Origin of the sequence: Leptolyngbya sp. 'hensonii' (assembly GCF_001939115.1) — a bacterium.
GTDB lineage: Bacteria > Cyanobacteriota > Cyanobacteriia.
Genome location: NZ_MQTZ01000019.1, coordinates 57,117 through 76,340, shown reverse-complemented (window position 1 = coordinate 76,340; position 19,224 = coordinate 57,117). Strand labels below are relative to the sequence as shown.

Annotated in this window: 23 protein-coding genes; 15 read left to right on the top strand and 8 right to left on the bottom strand. The window is 51.0% G+C overall.

Annotated elements, in window-relative coordinates; all coding sequences use genetic code 11:
- The first annotated feature begins 38 nt into the window (after positions 1–38).
- The 4 genes from argS to BST81_RS07250 all read left to right on the top strand — a co-directional run bounded on the left by argS (position 39) and on the right by BST81_RS07250 (position 3,635).
- On the top strand, positions 39–1,796 hold the full coding sequence (gene argS / locus BST81_RS07265; protein ID WP_075597998.1) for an arginine--tRNA ligase: 1,758 nt from the start codon (positions 39–41) through the stop codon (positions 1,794–1,796).
- A 1-nt stretch (position 1,797) separates the two neighbouring features.
- On the top strand, positions 1,798–2,928 hold the full coding sequence (locus BST81_RS07260; protein WP_075597871.1) for a retropepsin-like aspartic protease: 1,131 nt from the start codon (positions 1,798–1,800) through the stop codon (positions 2,926–2,928).
- Positions 2,929–3,086: 158 nt separating this feature from the next.
- Positions 3,087–3,284: a hypothetical protein gene (locus BST81_RS07255; RefSeq protein ID WP_075597870.1), complete on the top strand. Its 198-nt coding sequence runs from the start codon at positions 3,087–3,089 to the stop codon at positions 3,282–3,284.
- A 93-nt stretch (positions 3,285–3,377) separates the two neighbouring features.
- The gene (locus BST81_RS07250; RefSeq protein ID WP_075597869.1) at positions 3,378–3,635 is read left to right on the top strand and encodes a cytotoxic translational repressor of toxin-antitoxin stability system; all 258 of its coding nucleotides are present in this window, start codon (positions 3,378–3,380) and stop codon (positions 3,633–3,635) included.
- Positions 3,636–4,038: 403 nt separating this feature from the next.
- On the opposite strand, the gene BST81_RS07240 is transcribed toward BST81_RS07250, so the two are convergent.
- A complete protein-coding gene (locus BST81_RS07240; protein ID WP_075597867.1) occupies positions 4,039–4,488 on the bottom strand; it encodes a CAAD domain-containing protein in 450 nt (149 codons plus the stop codon).
- Positions 4,489–4,720: 232 nt separating this feature from the next.
- Here BST81_RS07240 and BST81_RS29220 point away from each other — a divergent pair, with 232 nt between their 5' ends.
- Positions 4,721–4,924, top strand: coding sequence for an SWIM zinc finger family protein (locus tag BST81_RS29220; RefSeq protein WP_363079555.1), 204 nt, complete (start codon positions 4,721–4,723; stop codon positions 4,922–4,924).
- Between the two features lie 640 nt (positions 4,925–5,564).
- Positions 5,565–6,338, top strand: a complete 774-nt coding sequence (gene cobS, locus BST81_RS07230) for an adenosylcobinamide-GDP ribazoletransferase (protein ID WP_253188131.1) — start codon at positions 5,565–5,567, stop codon at positions 6,336–6,338.
- Between the two features lie 10 nt (positions 6,339–6,348).
- Here the strand turns inward: cobS and BST81_RS07225 are convergent, their stop codons facing one another.
- Positions 6,349–7,635 (bottom strand): glutamyl-tRNA reductase, encoded by a 1,287-nt coding sequence (locus BST81_RS07225; RefSeq protein WP_075597865.1) that lies wholly within the window; start codon positions 7,633–7,635, stop codon positions 6,349–6,351.
- Between the two features lie 179 nt (positions 7,636–7,814).
- The gene (gene glpX / locus BST81_RS07220; protein ID WP_075597864.1) at positions 7,815–8,855 is read right to left on the bottom strand and encodes a class II fructose-bisphosphatase; all 1,041 of its coding nucleotides are present in this window, start codon (positions 8,853–8,855) and stop codon (positions 7,815–7,817) included.
- A 159-nt stretch (positions 8,856–9,014) separates the two neighbouring features.
- Here glpX and BST81_RS07215 point away from each other — a divergent pair, with 159 nt between their 5' ends.
- From BST81_RS07215 to grxD, 7 genes are all read left to right on the top strand, one after another.
- Positions 9,015–9,320: a hypothetical protein gene (locus BST81_RS07215; protein WP_143780257.1), complete on the top strand. Its 306-nt coding sequence runs from the start codon at positions 9,015–9,017 to the stop codon at positions 9,318–9,320.
- A gap of 60 nt (positions 9,321–9,380) precedes the next feature.
- The gene (gene grxC, locus BST81_RS07210; protein ID WP_075597862.1) at positions 9,381–9,704 is read left to right on the top strand and encodes a glutaredoxin 3; all 324 of its coding nucleotides are present in this window, start codon (positions 9,381–9,383) and stop codon (positions 9,702–9,704) included.
- Positions 9,705–9,785: 81 nt separating this feature from the next.
- Positions 9,786–10,244, top strand: coding sequence for a tRNA adenosine(34) deaminase TadA (gene tadA / locus BST81_RS07205; RefSeq protein WP_075597996.1), 459 nt, complete (start codon positions 9,786–9,788; stop codon positions 10,242–10,244).
- Positions 10,245–10,353: 109 nt separating this feature from the next.
- On the top strand, positions 10,354–11,175 hold the full coding sequence (locus BST81_RS07200; RefSeq protein WP_083636713.1) for a lysophospholipid acyltransferase family protein: 822 nt from the start codon (positions 10,354–10,356) through the stop codon (positions 11,173–11,175).
- Between the two features lie 52 nt (positions 11,176–11,227).
- Positions 11,228–11,848 carry a hypothetical protein gene (locus tag BST81_RS07195; RefSeq protein WP_216351250.1) on the top strand — a complete coding sequence of 207 codons (621 nt, stop codon included), beginning with the start codon at positions 11,228–11,230 and terminating at the stop codon, positions 11,846–11,848.
- 45 nt (positions 11,849–11,893) lie between these two features.
- Positions 11,894–12,154 (top strand): BolA family transcriptional regulator, encoded by a 261-nt coding sequence (locus BST81_RS07190; protein ID WP_075597860.1) that lies wholly within the window; start codon positions 11,894–11,896, stop codon positions 12,152–12,154.
- Positions 12,155–12,270: 116 nt separating this feature from the next.
- The gene (gene grxD, locus BST81_RS07185; protein WP_075597859.1) at positions 12,271–12,594 is read left to right on the top strand and encodes a Grx4 family monothiol glutaredoxin; all 324 of its coding nucleotides are present in this window, start codon (positions 12,271–12,273) and stop codon (positions 12,592–12,594) included.
- Between the two features lie 392 nt (positions 12,595–12,986).
- On the opposite strand, the gene BST81_RS07180 is transcribed toward grxD, so the two are convergent.
- Entirely contained in the window at positions 12,987–13,229 is a 243-nt protein-coding gene (locus BST81_RS07180; protein ID WP_075597858.1) for a DUF6761 family protein, read from the bottom strand.
- A 212-nt stretch (positions 13,230–13,441) separates the two neighbouring features.
- On the opposite strand from BST81_RS07180, the gene BST81_RS07175 reads away from it, so the two are divergent.
- Positions 13,442–14,257 (top strand): response regulator transcription factor, encoded by an 816-nt coding sequence (locus tag BST81_RS07175; protein ID WP_363079550.1) that lies wholly within the window; start codon positions 13,442–13,444, stop codon positions 14,255–14,257.
- A gap of 27 nt (positions 14,258–14,284) precedes the next feature.
- Here the strand turns inward: BST81_RS07175 and BST81_RS07170 are convergent, their stop codons facing one another.
- Together BST81_RS07170 and BST81_RS07165 are read right to left on the bottom strand one after the other, a co-directional pair.
- Positions 14,285–15,076: an ATP-binding cassette domain-containing protein gene (locus BST81_RS07170; RefSeq protein ID WP_075597857.1), complete on the bottom strand. Its 792-nt coding sequence runs from the start codon at positions 15,074–15,076 to the stop codon at positions 14,285–14,287.
- Between the two features lie 20 nt (positions 15,077–15,096).
- Positions 15,097–15,681 (bottom strand): hypothetical protein, encoded by a 585-nt coding sequence (locus tag BST81_RS07165; protein ID WP_075597856.1) that lies wholly within the window; start codon positions 15,679–15,681, stop codon positions 15,097–15,099.
- 486 nt (positions 15,682–16,167) lie between these two features.
- On the opposite strand from BST81_RS07165, the gene BST81_RS07160 reads away from it, so the two are divergent.
- A complete protein-coding gene (locus tag BST81_RS07160; RefSeq protein WP_075597855.1) occupies positions 16,168–17,016 on the top strand; it encodes an Npun_R2479 family HD domain-containing metalloprotein in 849 nt (282 codons plus the stop codon).
- 4 nt (positions 17,017–17,020) lie between these two features.
- Here the strand turns inward: BST81_RS07160 and BST81_RS07155 are convergent, their stop codons facing one another.
- The gene (locus BST81_RS07155; RefSeq protein WP_075597854.1) at positions 17,021–17,830 is read right to left on the bottom strand and encodes a hypothetical protein; all 810 of its coding nucleotides are present in this window, start codon (positions 17,828–17,830) and stop codon (positions 17,021–17,023) included.
- Positions 17,831–17,995: 165 nt separating this feature from the next.
- Positions 17,996–19,072, bottom strand: coding sequence for a magnesium-protoporphyrin IX monomethyl ester (oxidative) cyclase (acsF, locus tag BST81_RS07150; RefSeq protein WP_075597853.1), 1,077 nt, complete (start codon positions 19,070–19,072; stop codon positions 17,996–17,998).
- Between the last annotated feature and the right edge of the window lie 152 nt (positions 19,073–19,224).

Sequence of the window (19,224 nt, the reverse complement as noted above, 5' to 3'; positions counted from 1 at the left end):
GACCCTTGATATCCACCCATTTTGAATTGATAGCCCCGATGAATTCCACGATCGCACACCTTAAATCCAGCTTTGAAAAGGCCCTGATAGCTGCCTTTGGCCCAGATCTGGCTGGAACTGATCCCATCCTGGTGGCTGCCAGTAATCCCAAATTTGGTGATTTCCAGTCCAACCTGCCCCTGGCTCTGACTAAAAAGCTGGGTCAGCCCCCCCGGGCAATCGCAGAAGCACTGGTACAACACCTGGATGTGGGCAGTTTCTGCCTGCCACCCGTGATTGCGGGGCCAGGGTTCATCAATCTGACCTTGAAGCCAGAGTACCTGGTCACCCAGTTGGTTGATCGGCAGGCAGACGATCGACTGGGAATTCCTCCCGTGGCCAAACCCCGTCGGATCGTGGTGGACTTTTCCAGTCCGAATATTGCCAAGGAGATGCATGTCGGTCATCTGCGTTCCACCATCATTGGCGATAGTATCGCCCGCATCCTGGAGTTCCAGGGGCATGAGGTCCTGCGCCTGAACCATGTGGGAGACTGGGGCACCCAGTTTGGGATGCTAATTGCCTATCTGCGAGCAGCCTATCCAACTGCCCTGACGACTGCGGATGCCCTGGATCTGGGGGATCTGGTGACGCTCTACCGCAAGGCCAAGCAGCAGTTTGATCAGGATGCAACGTTTCAGGAAACGGCCCGCCAGGAAGTTGTTCGGTTACAGTCAGGGGCTGAAGATGCCCGACACGCCTGGCAACTGCTGTGTAACCAGTCCCGCCGTGAGTTTCAGGTGATTTACGATCTGCTGGATATCCGCCTGACGGAGCGGGGGGAGTCCTTTTACAATCCCCTGCTCCCGGCAGTAGTTGCGGATCTGGAAGAGGCTGGTCTATTGGTGGAAGATCAGGGTGCCCGATGTGTCTTCCTGGAAGGCTTTACCAATCGGGAGGGGGATCCCCTGCCCCTGATTATTCAAAAAACAGATGGGGGGTTTAATTACGCCACCACTGACCTGGCTGCTCTTCGACATCGAATCATTGAGGAGCAAGCCGATCGTCTAATCTATGTCACCGATGCTGGACAGGCCAATCACTTTGCCCAGGTTTTCCAGGTGGCCCGGCGAGCGGGTTGGGTGCCAGAGTCCGTCGAGCTGGTTCATGTGCCATTTGGCTTAGTGCAAGGAGAAGATGGCAAGAAGCTGAAGACCCGATCGGGGGACACGGTGCGATTGCAGGAGTTGCTGGATGAGGCCATTGATCGAGCCCGTGCTGATCTGGAAACCCGTTTGCGGGAAGAAGGACGGGTGGAATCAGAATCGTTCAAAGCAAGGGCAGCCCAGGTGGTGGGCTTGAGTGCAGTCAAGTATGCCGACCTGAGTCAGAACCGAACCAGCGACTATATCTTCAGTTACGACAAAATGCTGGCCCTGCAGGGGAATACGGCTCCCTATATGCTCTATGCCTATGTACGAATTCAGGGGATCAGCCGTAAGGGGGAGGTGGACTTTGGCCACCTGGGAACCGGGGTGAGCCTGTCTTTGCAGGAAGAAACTGAACTGGCTCTTGCTAAGCACCTGTTGCAATTGGACGAGGTGATTGCCACAGTGGAGGCCGATCTGCTGCCGAATCGCCTCTGTCAATACCTGTTTGAATTGAGTCAGAAGTTTAACCAGTTCTACGATCGCTGCCCAGTGCTCTCAGCCGAGGAACCTCTGCGGACCTCTCGCCTGATCCTGTGCCATTTGACCGCTCGCACCCTGAAGCTGGGGCTGTCCCTGCTGGGAATTCCCGTCCTGGAGCGGATGTAGGATGAGAGTAGGCTGGCTTGCGATCGCTGGGATCGCCCTGTCCCTTCCAGGAGTAGCGCTGGCCGCTCCTGTGAATACAACCCAGTTGGGGCGTCAATTGCAGGAGCAACTCAGCACCTGTATGGTGGAGAAATTTCCCTCCATCCCCAAGTTTGCTCTGGATGAACTCCAGGCCCTCTCCATGCAGTGCATGTTTGAAGTCGTGATTCTGACCCCGGAAGGCAAAGTCAGACAGGATGCCAACGATCGCATGGCGGCCCTGGTTAAAGTCAGTGGGATAAAAATCCCCAAACCCGTCAGCCGGGGGCAGGCACAGGTGGCCCTCAGCCGGTTGCCAGGGAGTCAGGTGTTCACTATCCGGGTCCAAACCGCAAATCAGGGCCGGCCCTTTTTGCTGGATACAGGAGCGTCCACCTCTTTGATTGAGAAGGATCTGGCGAAACAATTGCGGCTGCGGGGTACACCAATTCCCGACAGACTGATGACCTACATGGTGGTAGGAGAGAAATGTACCAACCTGAATGCAGCTGTGTATCCCCTGCCCGAACTGGCTGTAGAGACTGCTAGCGTCAAGGGATTATCCGGTCTGGGATTACCCAAAAGAGCAATTCCTGGTCAGCTCTCGGGTGTCCTGGGGATGGATTTTCTCAGCAACTATGATGTCTTACTGGACCCTCACATCCCCCAGTTAACGCTTTTGCCTCCGTCAGCTCCTACTCAGCAAGGCATTCCCTTGGTGGGGAAATTGGGGGTGATGACAGTCCAGACGCGCCTGAATAATCAGGGCCCCTATACCCTGGCCCTAGATACAGGGGCGGATCAGGTGGTCCTCTCAGAACGGGTCGCAAAACGACTGGGCCTCAACCTGAAAACTGCTAAACCTATTACAGTGACAGGGTTTTGTGGTTCAGCGCGGGGGAAGCAAGTGCAGCTGGATCAAGTTGCTATCCAATCCCATCAGGTGAAGCAACTGGCCGCGATCGTCCTGGATGCTGGCCCCCTAGATTTGCTGGGTGTGGATGGCATCATCGGCCAGAATTTTCTCAACCGCTACCGCCAGCACTGGCGCTTCGGTAAGCGGGATCAACTGGGTACCCCTGCTGGGGGCAGTCTGGAGTTGAGTCGGCCTTAGAGATAGGTGCGCCCAGATGGGGTTCATCTTCAGGGGCATCATGGGTCATAACTCTGGGAAAGCATGTTCGACCAAAAACCTGTCCTTGCTCCAGCCTGGACAGGCAGGTTAAACTGAATCGTTGCTCCGCGCCCAGTTCTCTATCTACGGCTTTTCCTATGAATCCCCTGCGCAGTAGAGTTCATCGTCTGGTCGATCGCCTCTCTGAAGAGGACCTAGAGAATATCTGGATGGCACTCAAAGGTCTGTATTATGACTCCTATATGCTGAAGGCAATCCAGGATGCTAAGGCAACTCTGACTCCTGGAGATAGCCTGACCCGCGAAGAAGCGCTCCGCTCCCTTCTCCTCCCTTAGGGGTCTGTCAAGCAAGAATTGAGGCATCCAGGGAAATTCCCTGAATGCTACGGCCTAACTTTCGCCTTAAATTACTCGTTTAATTAATCGGTTGTGAAGCTTGAGGTAAGATACGAAAGGTCATTTCTGCAAGACCTGAAAGACCTGGAACCAGCTGCCTATCAGCGGATTCGACAGTTTGTGTTTGATGATTTTCTCACTCTCGGCCAGCTCCGCGATTTACCAGAGCTGCACCAGATCGGAGCCAGTGCAATTTTCTACCGATTCACTCTAGATAATTATCTGGTGGGTATTGAAATCACCGGTGAAATCATCAAATTTTTGCGGATTCTGCCCATACCGGATATTTAGAACAGATGGAGGAATAATGCAAGGGAGAGATTATCCTCAAACTCTCTCCCCTGATCCATAGATTAACTGACTTTCTTTCTGCCCTTCTTTGTACCCAGTCGGGCCGCCCCATTGAGTTTGTGTGGCCAAACTCAACAAATCAAAGCCTAACTTTGAGGTAAGGGCTGAGGACAGAGTTAGCTGATTGACTGACAAAACTTTTTTTGCAGGTTGGGTTTCACTCTGCTCCACCCAACTTTCACAAGGCTTTTGCATTGGGTTTCAGATCTCAACCCAACCTACGAGATTTCAAGGGTTTCAGGAGTTTTGTCAGTCAACCAGCAGAGTTAGTCATGGGAAGCCAGAGAAAACCGTCCCAACTATGGGGTAATCACTGCTGAAAACTTCCTGGTCGGAAATCTCCTTACTCGTCATCACCCACAATTTGACCTTTCAGAGACTGAATCTGTTCGATCAGTTCCTGACGGCTGGCTGCCTTCCAGAGGTACCGGAAGGTAAACCAGGTCACGTAGCCAATCCCGATCAACTCCAGGGTAGGAGCAACCAGAGGCAGATCATTTAAGGCATTTAGAACTGCCAGGGTTAACTTAACAGAGACAGCAGCCAACAAGAACAGACCCACAGCCGTCAGGGGTTTTTCTTTGATGAATGCCCCCAGGTAGTTAGCCAGATCCTTGAAGAAATCAAACATTTGGAGACCAATCTGCTGCCACTGCCCAGATTCAGCGGACGGCAGTAGACCTGTAGTACCAGATTCTGTAGCACCGGCATTGTTGTCAAGCTTAGCTTTGGCTGTCTCCGCATGGGGAGAGATACCATCAGAATATTCAGTCTGTTGAAGTTCAGGATTCATATCGATACCTTGCAAATGACGACCTGTGTACCTGTGTTGAGAGTTTAATGCATCAGAGCCAAAAAACTATGAGAACACAGAGGATTAGTATTCTGCGTATACCCTAGGTCAATAGTGAGGTCAATGATTGTTCATACAATCGCAACATTGACGATAACCCGAATCTCAAATTTTGTGAATAATAAAGTTCCGACTTTCCTCAAACATAACAGCCAGCCTGAGTTCTGACTATATGGGAGAGCCCCCATCTTCGATCGGCACATCCCAACTGGCTGACAGCACTTCTGTAACCACAGCATCCAGCGCTGCAGCGTTCAAATTACAGGTTACCTGTTCTTGCAGGGGATTAGAGAGGGGGATCAATTGCAAACATAGATTATCCTGCACAAGATCAAGGCAGGTTTGTGCTTCAGGGGAAACTTTTAATTCCAGATAATCAAAACTCAGGACATTCAGGTAAAGCGAATGGTTGGCAACCACGGTAGACCGGCTGGGATCAGCAAAGACATCTAGGACCAACCCCTCTCCTTGACTCAGAAGCTCGTTGTTCTGCCTGTAAATATAACGAACACACCCTAGGTCGCCCAGGATACTCTGCATATCTCGCTTATTGACGACAATGCCCGTATCAACAATACAGGGGGCGGGTGCTCGCCTGTCACCGGGTAATTGATCTTGATTCATAGAGATAAAGCCCTGGACTCAGCAATTATCACCGCAGATTACGATCGGCAAATCTCCGAAACGTCGATGTTAATCTGCTATCAACAACCTGGGAACCTTTGCGATTAGTGCGATTAGACTGTTGTCTAAAACAGAAGGAAAAACCTTATATCTTAATACTAATCCGTAACAGGATCATTCTAACCCAGGAGTTCTGGCCGACTCACTCCAGAAATTTACGGAACTTGTTCTTCCTCCAGTAGATCCCCTCCCCCTGGATCTTGTCTGCAGAGGGAAAGCAGTAATCTTCCCACCCAGGGAATGGACTACCTCCTCAGCCCCCATCTTTGAACCCGGCAGGTCAAAGCTTTTCCAGAGTGACTGAAAAAATTGAAGGTGGAAATTACTTAACTTTGGCCCTTAATTATTTCGTTAAAGCAATTCAACAAACTGGAGCAGCGATCGCCTTTTACACCAGTTTGCCTATTCCGTCTGCTTTCAATCTGGATTTTCAGAACGTTGCCCGGTTAGCCCCCATCGTGGGGCTGATCCTTGGGTTCATCCTGAGCCTCATGGATTGGGGCCTGCAGAGTCTGGCAGTTCCCATCATGACTCGTTCGGCTCTAGTGGTCGTGCTCTGGATTGCCCTGACTGGCGGACTGCACCTGGATGGAGCGATGGATACAGCCGATGGGCTGGCAGTCCAAAATCCAGAGCGTCGTTTAGAGGTCATGGCTGACAGCGCTGCCGGGGCTTTCGGGGTCATGAGTGCCGCTGCAATTCTGCTGCTCAAGGTGGCGGCTCTGTCTGATCTGGGAACCCCCTACCGCTGGCTGGCCCTCCTGGGAGCCGCAGGATGGAGTCGCTGGGGGCAGCAGGTGGCGATCGCGGCTTACCCCTACCTCAAGCCCACTGGCAAGGGGGCCTTTCACAAAGTAGCCCTGCCATCCCTCTGGCATACAGGACCCAGCCTGGTCTTATTACTGATTCTCACCCTGGTGCCCTTAATCAGCCCTCAACCGCTCTGGCCTTTTCTAATCACTCTGGCCATCGGGGGTAGCACGATCGCCCTCCTGAGCGGAGCCTGGTTTAACCACAAACTGGGTGGCCACACCGGAGACACCTATGGAGCCGTAGTGGAGTGGACAGAAGCACTCCTGCTCTGCCTGCTGACCTTGGTCAGTTGATCAAAATGACTTACCCGATCGGGGATTCGACTTCCAGATTAAACAGCATCCGCAGGGATTGCATGGCCATGCGTCGGGTTTCAATATCCTGTTGGGCCCGCAGTTGCACCATCGGGTCATGCAGGATCTTGTTCACAATCCCTTTCGTGAGGGCCTCAATAATTTCCTGGTGCTTTTCTCCAAATTCTGAGCCCAGACGGGAGAGCGCTTTTTCCAGTTCTTGAGCCCGGATAGTTTCCACCTTTTCCCGCAGGCTACTAATGGTAGAAACTGTTTCCAGCGATCGCCACCAAATGTCAAAAGCTTCTAATTCTTCCTCCAGCAAAGCCTCGGCCTCCATCGCCATCGCCCGCCGACTTTCCTGGTTCTGGGCCACCACTGCTTTCAAATCATCCACATTAAAAGCCTGGACATGGGCCAGTTCATTCACATCTGCATGAATATTGCGGGGCACGGCAATGTCAATCAGCATCAAAGACCGGTGAGGAGAACATTCCGCCTCTAGCTTGCCTCGGTTCAAAATAGGTTCCGTTGCAGCCGTGCTGGTAAAGACTAAATCTGAACTGGCAATCAAGGGCATCATTTCATCCAGCGGAAAAAGCTGCAGTCGGGCTTCTTTGAATTGGGAAGCCAGTTCCTCAGCCCGCTCCATCGAGCGATTACACACTGAGATATGCCCAGCCCCCTTAGCCAGCAAATGTTGCACCAGCAGACGAGACATTTTACCCGCCCCCACGATCGTGACGCGACTGGTGGGAAGATGGGGAATCTTCATCTGAGCCAGTTCAACCGCTGCAGAACTAATAGAAACAGCCCCCGTTCCAATGCTGGTTTCTGTCCGAACCCGCTTACCTGCTGAGATCGCCTGCTTTAGCAGTTGATTCAGTAGTCGCCCCACGCCACCATACTGCTGCCCTAATTTGTGAGCCTGCTTGACCTGAGCCAGAATCTGGCCCTCACCCAAAACCAGACTGTCCAGACCTGCAGAGACTCGCATCAGGTGCATCACGGCATCCTGGTGCAAAAGCACAAACAAATAGGGCCGCAGATACGCTAGAGGGAGTTTGCTATAGTCGGCCAGGAATTGGGTCACTTCCCGAACGCCCAACTCCGTGTCATTCGTGACGACATATAATTCCATCCGGTTACAGGTACTGAGAATTGCCACCTCTTCCACATGGGCACAGGCTTTCAAGCGGGTCATTGCAGGTTCTCCCTGGTGCTCCGGAATACTGAGCTTCTCCCGGACTTCCACTGGAGCGGTTTTATGACTGAGGCCGACAACTGCGATATACATGTTTTCTGGCTGGGTTAACGACAGGCTTTTCTTAAAATCAGTGCTAATTAAATTGAGGTCGAGATCATCCGTTACAACCTATTGACCATCAGGCACTGGTCATGGGTCATGCTAAGGCCAGACCTATAATAAGGTCCGCCCATAACCCATAACCAGTGGTAAACCGTCAGCTATAACCCCTATCTCAACTGAATAGATTTGGGTTGGGTTTCCACCATGTGGATGGTGTCCACAAACCGAGCCGTTTTGGATTGACTGGAGATAACCAGACTTTGGGTCCGCGCACCACCATGGAAGAACCGCACCCCTTCCATCAGGGTTCCGGGGGTGATCCCACAGGCTGCAAACAGCACTGTTTGCCCAGAAGCCAACTCATTGTCGTTGTATACCCGATCGGGATCGTCGATCCCCATCTCCTTGAGACGAGCAATATTGCTCTCTTTGCTTTCCCCAATCAGACCCGTCTTGACGATCTCCGGATCGTAGATGAGCTGCCCCTGGAAATGCCCCCCCAGACAACGCATTGCCGCTGCCGAGATCACGCCTTCTGGAGCTGCACCGATTCCCATCAGCGCATGGATATTGGTTCCAGCAAAAGCACAGCAGATCGCAGCCGAAACGTCTCCATCACTGATCAGACGAACACGGGCACCCGCATCGCGAATTTCCTGAATCAGATCCTTGTGACGGGGCCGGTCCATCACAACAACGACCAGTTCTTCGATCGCCCGATCCATACATTCGGACATGATCTTCAGGTTCTCAGTCGCAGACTTGTTGATATCGACTTTGCCCTTGGCAGCCGGTGGAGCAGCCAATTTTTTCATGTAAAAGTCGGGGGCTGCGAACAGACCACCCTTCTCAGAAATGGCCAGCACTGCCATAGAGCCATTTTGCCCATAGGCAACCAGATTGGTCCCTTCACAGGGGTCAACGGCAATATCAATTTCAATCAGCTCATCGGGGTTGCAGTAGGTCTTGGCATCTGGCTGGGTACAAATCCCAACTTCCTCGCCGATGTAGAGCATGGGGGCATCATCCCGCTCCCCTTCCCCAATCACAATCCGACCGCGCATGTAAATCTTATTCATCCGCTCACGCATCGCTTCTACAGCGACCTGATCGGCAATATTCTTTTCACCTTTACCCATCCACCGGGCCGAAGCGATCGCGGCTTGCTCTACTACTTCAATAATCTCTAAACCGAGCGTATTCTCCACCGAGTCTGCCCTCCCAACTGAATAATTCTTAATGTGGTTGTAATTACTAACCCCAATGTCCAAGTCTACCAAAGGGCGGGGATCTGATGAGCCATCAATCTTCGCTTTGACTGTGTTAAGTTTTGCGATGGGTCCAGAGAGCAGGTAAGGATGGGGATTATGAACGTCTGGGTAGGGTGCATCATCATGGGGATCGGGGGGATCGCAGCGATTCTGGGCTGGTTCATGGCCCTGGGCAGTTTGCTGCTATGGATCATGCCCTATCAGCCCCTGGAAACAAGGGATAGCTCCCTGAATTCCGTTTCTCTGAGGGGCATGCTGGGGCGTTTGAAACTCTTGAGCCTATCCCTGGCGATCGGCCTCACCGGAACGCTGGTATTAGCCTTCCTGGCCCATACCTGGGTGAATATCCAGGAAATCGGTAAAATAGGGATTGCATCATTAACAAGCCCATACTTGGGATAAGCACCCATTCCCAAGCAGACCCAATCAAAATCTATGGAAACGCCATAGCAGGTGATCAGGATGCTGAAGATCCTCAATTCCTTCCTCCATCGTCATCCAGAAGCCATTCAAGCCAGTGTGGAAATTTACACCTGGCAGACCTGTCCCTTTTGCATGCGGGCTAAGTTGTTGCTCTGGTGGAAAGGGGTAAATTTTACAGAATACAAAATCGATGGCAACGGAGCAGCCCGAGTTGCCATGGCTCAGCGGGCCAACGGCAACCGTACCGTTCCCCAAATTTTTATTAACAACCAGCTAATCGGTGGCTGCACAGAGCTGTATGAACTGGACCGACAGGGGAAACTCGATCCCCTGCTGGCACAACCGATGCCATCCGCTGGGTAACCCAATCAGGAGAAACTAGTGGTGTTGGAGAGTCCCCCCCCTGAGCCGGATAAGTCGCCCTCTCCCATTCACAACCACTGGATGAGGCGCGCCTTGGCAGTTGCTGAGGCAGCTGGGGCAGTTGGAGAAGTTCCTGTAGGGGCCGTCATCGTCGGGCCAGACGGCCATCTTTTAGCCGAAGCAGGCAATCGGCGCGAACGGGATCGGGACCCAACCGCCCACGCAGAGATTCTGGCCCTGCGGGCAGCTGGTCAGGCTCTGCAAAACTGGCATTTGAATGAATGTACGCTTTATGTCACCCTGGAGCCCTGTCCCATGTGTACAGGGGCAATCTTGCTGGCCCGACTGGGGCTTCTAGTCTATGGTGCAGCCGATCCCAAGACTGGTGCTGTTCAAACTGTCTTAAACCTACCGGAAAGTAGCTGTTCTTACCATCGTCTCCGGGTCTTAAACGGTATTCTGGAACCGATTTGTCGCCATCAATTACAGGACTGGTTCGCAGTTCGGCGGCAAGAGCGTCGTGTAGCAAGAGGTTTGTAGCCATGCCACTGTTAGAAGTGTCCCTGAGATAGAAGACAAGTGTGAGAAAAAAATTTACGTTAGACGTTGAAGAAGGGTTTATTGCAGTTTTTTCGTGTTGTAGTGTTCCATGACAACGTTCTATTCTCCTGATCGCAATCCTCTACCACTGGCTTCTCGATCGTCTGGTCTGGATGCCCTGCACACGGTTCCATCTACCCCAAAATTTCCGTCCCGCTTGGCCTTATCCCCCCTGATAGAGCCAGCCAAGGGGCTGCCTATGACCTCCGGTCATTCTGCCTGGCTGACCCCACTGGTCTACACCCTGGGTCAATGGATCGTCTTACCCATCTACTTTGGGGGCCTCAAGGTCACGGGTCAGGAACATCTGCCCCCGCAAGGACCGGTGATCTTGGCTCCGACTCATCGCTCCCGTTGGGATGCCATCACAGTCCCCTACACGACTGGCCTACGGGTCACAGGCCGTCATCCCCGGTTTATGGTTTCCGCCAATGAGGTGAAAGGCATTCAGGGCTGGTTTATTCGCCGTCTGGGAGGTTTTCCTGTCGATACGGAACATCCCAGAGTTGCCAGCCTGCGCCATGGGGTTGAAGTTTTACAGGCTGGGGAAATGCTGGTGATTTTCCCGGAAGGGGGGATTTTTCACGATCGTCACATTCATCCCCTCAAACCCGGCATGGCTCGTCTGGCCCTGCAAGCAGAACAGGGAAAACCGGGACTGGGGATTAAAATTGTCCCCATTAGTGTCCATTACAGCGATCTAATCCCCAAATGGCGCACTCGAATTCAAATTGCAATCGGTCATCCCTTATCCGTGCCCGATTACTGTCAAGGCTCGGTGAAGCAGAGTGCTCAAAAGCTGACGGATGACCTGGAAGCGGCACTCAAGGCGTTAGCGGCTTCCCATGAAAACCACCATGGGATGAGGTAATATATCTTAAGATAGAGAGCCGATTGTTTCGAGCAAGGAAGAGTTAATTATCATGATGTTGCCCCCGGTTAGCCGCCTTCTGACTTTGGCAGGAGGTTTACCCCTGGTTTTTGCACTGGCTCTGGGCTCATCGAGTCCTGGTCTTGCTCAGACACCAGGTTCCTCAGCCAAGCCATCTGCTCCAGGCAACCCATCACCAGTCAAGCCAGATGATGTCGTTCTAACTCAGGATTCAGGTCTTCTGAGCATCCAGGGGGGTCAGCGGTTACTCACCGAGGCCGACAAGGCCGTCTCGGCTCAAAACTACGACCTTGCTGTGAAAAAACTGCAAGAAGCGCGTCAGGTCTTTAATCAGCTTTCCAATTTTTATCAGGATCTGGCTGCCAGCTTCTCAGGCATCGACAATCGGATCGCGGATGTTCAACGACGTAAAGCCCTGGAAACCGCCCAGATGAGAGATCAGGCTACTTATCAATTGGCCCTGGTTCATCGCGCCCAAAACCAACCCGAACTCGCCGTCCCCTTGTTGATTCAAATTATTCGAAGTCAGCAACCAACCCGTGAGTTGGGCAAAAAATCCTATCAACAGTTGCTGGAACTGGGATTTGTTGAGGCTCCTTTCCCCTCTAATCAGGGTAGTCAGCCCGCTCCCTCTCCGACAACCTTGAAGTAGTTGACCCAGTCCAGTAATAGTCTTAACTAATCGAGAGGACGATCGATGGTTAGTCCAGATCAAGTAGAAGCCATGATTAAGGCCAGCATTCCTGATGCCCAGGTCACGATTCAAGATCTAACTGGGGGTGGGGATCACTTCCAGGTCACCATTGTCTCCCCTCTCTTCGAAGGTAAAGGTCTGGTGCAGCAACACCAGCTCGTCTATGCTGCCCTGCAACAGGCAGTTTCTTCTGAAGCCATTCATGCCCTATCCCTCAAAACCTATACCCCTCAACGCTGGGAAGCGGCTGTACAGGGGGGCTGAGGCAGGATGACCTGGTCAGGGCGATACAGATTGCATCGCCTGCTCCCCTTATCCTGGTAGTGGCAGGCCATTAGAGATTGTGGTACTCATCAAGTAGCGTGATTCAGGAAAAGGTTATGACTCCAGAGCTGAAAGAACGGATTGATACCCTGGTCCAGCAGAATAAAATTCTGGTCTTCATGAAGGGTTCCAAGTTAATGCCCCAATGTGGGTTCTCCAATAATGTGGTTCAAATTCTCAACACCATGGGAGTGCCCTACGAAACGATCGACATCCTGGAAGATTATGAATTGCGCCAGGGCATCAAGGAATACTCGAATTGGCCTACCATTCCCCAGGTTTATATCAATGGAGAGTTCGTCGGGGGTTCCGACATCCTGATTGAGCTTTACCAGAAAGGAGAGTTACAGGAAGTGTTAGAGGTCGCTCTCGCTTCCTGAACCCAGGCTCTTCAACGGATTTTGGCGGAACGATGAGGTATGGCATTGTACTTCGTCATCCCCAATTCTTAGGCTAGTGTTCCGCCAGGAAAATTTTGACGGGTCTTCGACCCGTCAAAATTTAACCCCAATCAACAACCTGGATTTTGATTGCCCGTCAATCAATGATTGACTGACTACTTAGTAGACCAAATTAAAAGTTTTGGAGGGGGTGAAAACCACTCTTGGAAGCGCAAGCCTCAAAACCCCCATGTTGCAAAATTTAGTGCTTGTAACAGTAGAGACGGTTGCAAGCGGAGGGATAGGTTGAGGTTACGAAGTTACAGTTTTCGCCACCAGACAGTTTTTAAACCTCTATTTTAGCAGTTGGAGCGAGTTTATACTGAAGTCCCTTAATGGTAATCCGGCTCAGATTGAGTCATTTCGAAGTTGGACGGATCATGGATATATCGCAGGACTTCCTCTTCCAGACGGTTAATTTGGTAGGGTTCAATCACGCCCGTGTGTCTCATGGCTGAAAGATAGCCATCTTTGAACAGACGCAAGTCATCATAGCGATAGCCCCGATTCCAGAGATCAGTAAGGGCGTCGGTTAGCCTTTGGTAGTAGCGGATAGCTTGAGTATCCTGCAGCATAAAGGGTTAAGGGAAGCTCTTAAAGGAAAATGAGTAGAGAACTCACTCTTATTTTATCTTTAATTAACCCATTGTTTTTTACAGAACCACATCTTAGTCAAGATTTTATAAGAAGTGTAAAATAGTTTTTGTTCTAGTTCGGGAAATTTCCGCAGAACCTGTCAGTCCAGGGTAGCAAGCGTTACAAATCGACATTACATGCTCTGTTAAGTTTGGATTCACTGATTAAAGGAGAGCATGCCGCAGTGGGGTCAGTCTGTATTCAAATTATTGAAGGCAATCCTCACCTGCGATCGCTACTGGGTTGGCACTTGCAACAGGCAGGCTATTGGGTTCATCAGTCTGCTGATATTCATCAAGCCAGGGAAACATTCCTGACTCGACAACCGGTAGTTGTGATTTTGGATTCTGAACTACCTGGCGGTGATGGTCTGGAGTTCTGCCGGTGGATTCAGCAGCAGCAACAGTCTTTGATTCTGATGCTGTCAGCTCGGAATAGTGAAGCAGATATTGTGCAGGGGCTGAAAGCAGGGGCAGATGATTACCTGACCAAGCCTTTTGGTATGCAGGAATTTCTGGCTCGGGTTGAAGCCCTGACCCGACGGAACCGTTCGGTGCTCGCTCCTGCGATGCTCGATTTGGGCGAATTAAAAATTGATCTGGTGCAGCGACGGGTTCGCTTTAAGGGCGACCTGATTGATCTAACCCCCCAGGAGTTTAGTCTGCTCTATGTTCTGGCTCAGGCAGGGGGATCGGCTCTCAGTCGCTCCGAACTCTTGCGCAGGGCCTGGCCTGATATGATTGACAATCCTCGCACGGTGGATACCCACGTTTTGTCGCTGCGGAAGAAAGTAGAGACTGATCCGCGCCAGCCCAATTTAATTCAAACGATTCGCAATGTCGGCTATCGCCTCAATCTGGAAATGCTGGATGCTCAAGCCAGTAAGCCCCTGGATCATTCCAGCGCCAAGAAACTGAATGGTCGTGGGTCAAGCCGCATTACTGCCGAAACAACCCACAGGCTGTAAGCGGGTGTTTGAAAATTCGGGTCAGGGTTATTCCCAATCCTGGGCAGCGGATGTCTCCGCCTGGACGATCGCGTCCCGCAATTTTGACCAACTGATGTCTCTAACCAGCGCATCCTGGGCCAGAAAACCATGGTTCAAGTGAAACACCCGATCGGCAAATTGTTCTGCGACCTCAAGTTGGTGATTAACCATGAGAATGGTACTTGGCGCATTCGCAGTCAGACGACTCAAGACCTCTAACAGGCGCACAGTCTTTCCGGCATCCAACGCTGACGTAGGTTCATCCAGGAGCAACACAGGGGGTTGGGCCACCAGAGCCCGGGCGATCGCAACCCATTGTCGCTGCCCCACCGAAAGTTGCAATTCGGTTTTATCCAGCCAATCCGTTGGGATTTGGAGCTGCTCTGTCCATTGCCCCAGACGATCGCCCATCTCAGGGGTTGTGAGGTGACGCAATTTGAGCGGATACAGCAGCGCTTCTCGCACAGTCATGTCCAGCAGCCGACTTTCCTGAGGCACCAACAGGATCTGCTGGCGCAACTGAATCACCGGAATCCTTTGAAATTTCTGCCCCTCCAGGTAAATCTGGCCTCTGGTCGGATCAATCAGACGATTCAGCAATTTCAACAGGACCGTTTTGCCACTCCCAGATGGCCCCACAATGGCAATCCGATCGCCTCGAAAGATCTGGCACGAAATCCCCTGAAGCAACAGGGCGGAACCCTGATCACTCCCCGATTCTTTTTTCGGATTTGGAGCCTTGGAGAGGGCTGAAAAGGCCAGATCTACAGCCTCTAGCCTGATTTGAGCCATTTCCATAACTGTCTCTGCAGGAAATTCTAAACCGCAGATCCATCATAGAACGGTTGATCTGCAAATTCGTCAGCGTCACCCTCAGACGCCACGGCTGTCGGGGGCAGCAACACCAGTAAATAGTCAGAAGCTTCCATGCGAGTGTTGACAGCGACCCTATTTCTATCGGAGGACCACAACTCAGGGAGCACGATCGCATCCGCCCCCATCGCATTGACGGCCTGACAAAGCAGTTGAGCCAAACCTGAGTTCACCTCTTGAGTTGGACTCAGTACCAGAAATCGAACCGTCGCCTTTACTACCGGTGCTGAGATGGACAACGATCTCCCACCAGATATTTGGGCATCCCCCATCAACCGTTTTGCAGATCGTTCTATCACACCCTGAAGCGTCTTTTTAGTGACTTTTTCGCCACAGACTCCCGATAGCTTTTTCCATAATTTATAGCCCAGATCTTTTTCAATATATTGAGGATTAATCGGATAGATTTCCTCATAGGTTTTTCCTTGCCAGGAACCGAGGAAAACCTCTCTTTCTAAGTCACTCAAATATTTTCCTGCTTTTTCATAGAGGAGTTGATCTGCAAATTCCAATGCCTGTTCACTGTTCATAATCTTGTGCTGCCACAGATTAACTCTACTCTGTTTATGAGTGATTTCAAAATGACTTTTCCTGGGAAATCACAACTTATATATCAGTCATAACATAGGAGGATAAAGCATTTGTGATTTAAAGAACTGAAGGCTGTGATCCAGATCAAGCCTTGATTTATCTGGGATTAACTGGGTTTTCATGAATTTCAATTAATGATCTACTGGCTCAAATATTTAAACAATCAAAATCAAAAACTTATGAGATTTCCTGGTTAATTTTGACTCAAATATCATTAAGAATGAAGATATAAATGTTCTGAGCATGACTTCTTATAATTGCAAGCCTTTGAGAAAAACCTGATTTTTCTTGTCAGGAAATTTCTCCATCCTTAAATTTCAAGCCTCCCATTCATATTGCTGGCATCTTCTATAACAGAGATGACACTCATAGAAATTGAGGCTCCAGCAATCTACAGGCAAGTCAACGTCACTGGAGCAAGCCCCATGTTGAACCCCACAAATGTCGTGATTGATACTTTTGTCACCTGTCTACAGACGGGCTACCAAAGAACCTACGGTAGCCTCCAGCCTGATCATGCAGAAATTATTGGTTGGGCCGGTAATATGGCCCTGGAAAATATTGCCAATAGTGATGCTCTTTACCACAACGTAGAACATACCCTCTTGGTGACCTTGGTCGGGCAGGAGATTTTACGGGGCAAGCACATTTATGAAGGTGGGGTTTGTTGTGGAGACTGGTTGCACACCATTCTTTCCCTGCTTTGCCACGACATTGGGTATGTAAAAGGGGTCTGTCGCCATGACTCGATCGCTCAGGGACTCTATGCAACCGGTATCGATAACACCCACATCGCTCTACCCTCTGGGGCCACGGACGCCAGTTTGACTCCCTATCATGTCGATCGGGGCAAATTGTTCATCGAGGAGCGTTTCGCAGGGCATCGCTTGATTGATGCAAAATGCATCCAGCGCAACATTGAGCTCACCCGCTTTCCCGTCCCTTCCGATGCCGATCACCGAGATACAACTGGTTATCCTGGGCTGGTGCGGGCTGCCGATTTAATTGGTCAACTGAGTGATCCCCGGTACTTACAGAAAGTGAGCGCCCTGTTCTATGAATTTGAAGAAACCGGAGTCAATCAAGATCTGGGATATCGCACCCCCGGCGATCTGCGTCGGGGGTACCCCAGCTTTTACTGGAATGTGGTTTATCCTTATATCCAGCCAGCCCTCCACTACCTAGACCTGACTCAAGAAGGTAAGCAAATCACCGCCAATCTGTATGCCACTGTATTTCGGGTAGAACATGAAGCCGCTTGCCTGGTGAGATAGCCACTCACAGCATCCACTCCAGAAGAATTCCGACCCGACTATCTTGCCGTTGACGAGAATTCTGTTGCTGGATGTCGGTTGAAATCCGCAGGTTATGGGTCAGGGCATACCCCACCGAGAAGGTCAATACCCCAACTTCATTGTCACTCCCTGGAGCCACCCAAGTTTGCGTCAGGCTAATATCAGCCCCACCGCCACGGGATAAGACCAGGAGCAGCCTGAACCCTACATCCAATCCTTCAGTAACGTAAAGATTGGTTTCCAGATGGCGATACCCCAGGACTGGCGCAAGGTTAATCCTATTGCCCAGGGGCAGGAGATAGGTCTTTAGATTAGCGCCCCAGGCGGATCGATCGTTCGAACCTGGCTGCTGTCCGCGCCCATCAAAGTTGGTCTGATAATCCGCACTCAAGGTCAAGGGTGTCTGCCCGAGAAACACATCTTCAACCCCCAGGGTCAGCCCTCCCAATTGGTTGGTCGAAGGATATTGACTATACCCCACCCTCAGGCGCGTCCGAAAACTGGGTTGATGGGCAATTTCTTCCATCACATCCGGTATTTTCTCCCGCCAGCGTCGCAACACCGGGCTACTCTCGATGATCTCCGGCTGCAAGTCCAGATCTTCCCGCTGCATCGGGGAAAGACCGACGGAGGCAGGTGTCAGCTCAGATCGTTTTGGCTGATCCGTGACAGCATCGGACAGGGGTTGGCTGCAAGCGGGTGAAGGCTTCAGGGCCAAACTAGCAACAACAACAAACCCTGCAAGGGGGAGAAGCGATCGATACATCAAGCTTGGAAGACCTGCTCGTTCCATCTAAACCTACAGCACTCAGAATACAGGGGATAGTCTTGCAACACCATCCAGATGGGAGAAAGCCCATGGGATTGGATCAGTCGAGGAGGTTGTCCCAACAAAAAAGCGGTTCTAAATGATTAGAACCGCTGGAGCAAAGCAAGTCAGACCTGAGGCGATATCGATTTAGCGAACCGTACCCGCCAAACTATCAACCCGAATTGGCTTGAGCAGGTATAGGCGAGCCAGTTCAACCAGATTAGAAACATAAAAGGGCAGTTTGCGCAGGAACTTCACAGGTTCAGGAGCCGTGGAGCTGGCGATCGCAGCCAACTGCTCATTGTTGCGGACACAAACTTCCAGACGATCGTAGAATTCCGGATGGTCCACATTGAGAGCAACCGGGAACACACGAGCAGCCGTTTCGTTGGTTTTCTCGATGACATACTTGTCGTACTCACGGGCATCCAGACCGAGGGAAGCGTAGAATCCAGAACGCTGCACATCGTTCAGATACATGGTCGCAAATACGGACAGCAGGAAGAAACGACACCACAGTCTGGCCTTCCAGTCATTCAGAATATCGGGCTGGGCTCGCATGATCGCGTCAAAAAAGTCACCATGACGGTTTTCATCCTGGCACCAGTTCTCAAAAAACCGGAAGATAGGGTAGATGCGATTTTCGGGATGGGATTCAAGATGACGGTAAATGGTAATGTACCGCCAATAGCCAATCTTTTCTGACAAGTAAGTGGCGTAGAAAATAAACTTTGGCTTAAAGAAGGTGTACTTGTGATTTTTGGTCAGGAAGCCCAGATCAAGAGAGAGGCCAAAATCAGACATCGCCTTGTTCAGGAAGCCAGCATGGCGAGCCTCATCTCTGGACATGAGAGAGAAACACTCTGCCAATACAGGGCTCTTATCTTTCAGACGACGAGAGAGCTCCTTGTAAAGCAGAAACCCTGAAAATTCTGCCGTACAAGAGCGCTCCAGGAACTCAATAAACAATCGACGGGTTTCACCATCGATGTGCTCCCAGGATTGCTCGAATTCAGCATCGCGAACAAAATGATGCCGATTATAGTCAGTGCGAAATTCCTCCATAATGGCTATCAGCTCGGCTTCATTCACCGAGATGTCCATTTTGGACATGGCCTCAAAATCGGTTGTGTAGAACCGTGGCGTGAGGATGTTTTCCTTAGCTGGAACCTTAATTCCGGGACGCAACTCCTCAAATTCTGGTTTTCTGAGAGAATCTACCATGCGTGACCTTGCTCTCTTGAGTTTAAAATTTCGCTTTCTATCTTTGGAATACCAGTTTACCAGGGTGAATGGACCTGAAAAGTCCCCAGAGAGTTAAGAGTTTATACACAAAGTCAATTTTTATGACGGATTCTTGTTAAATATAAATATGT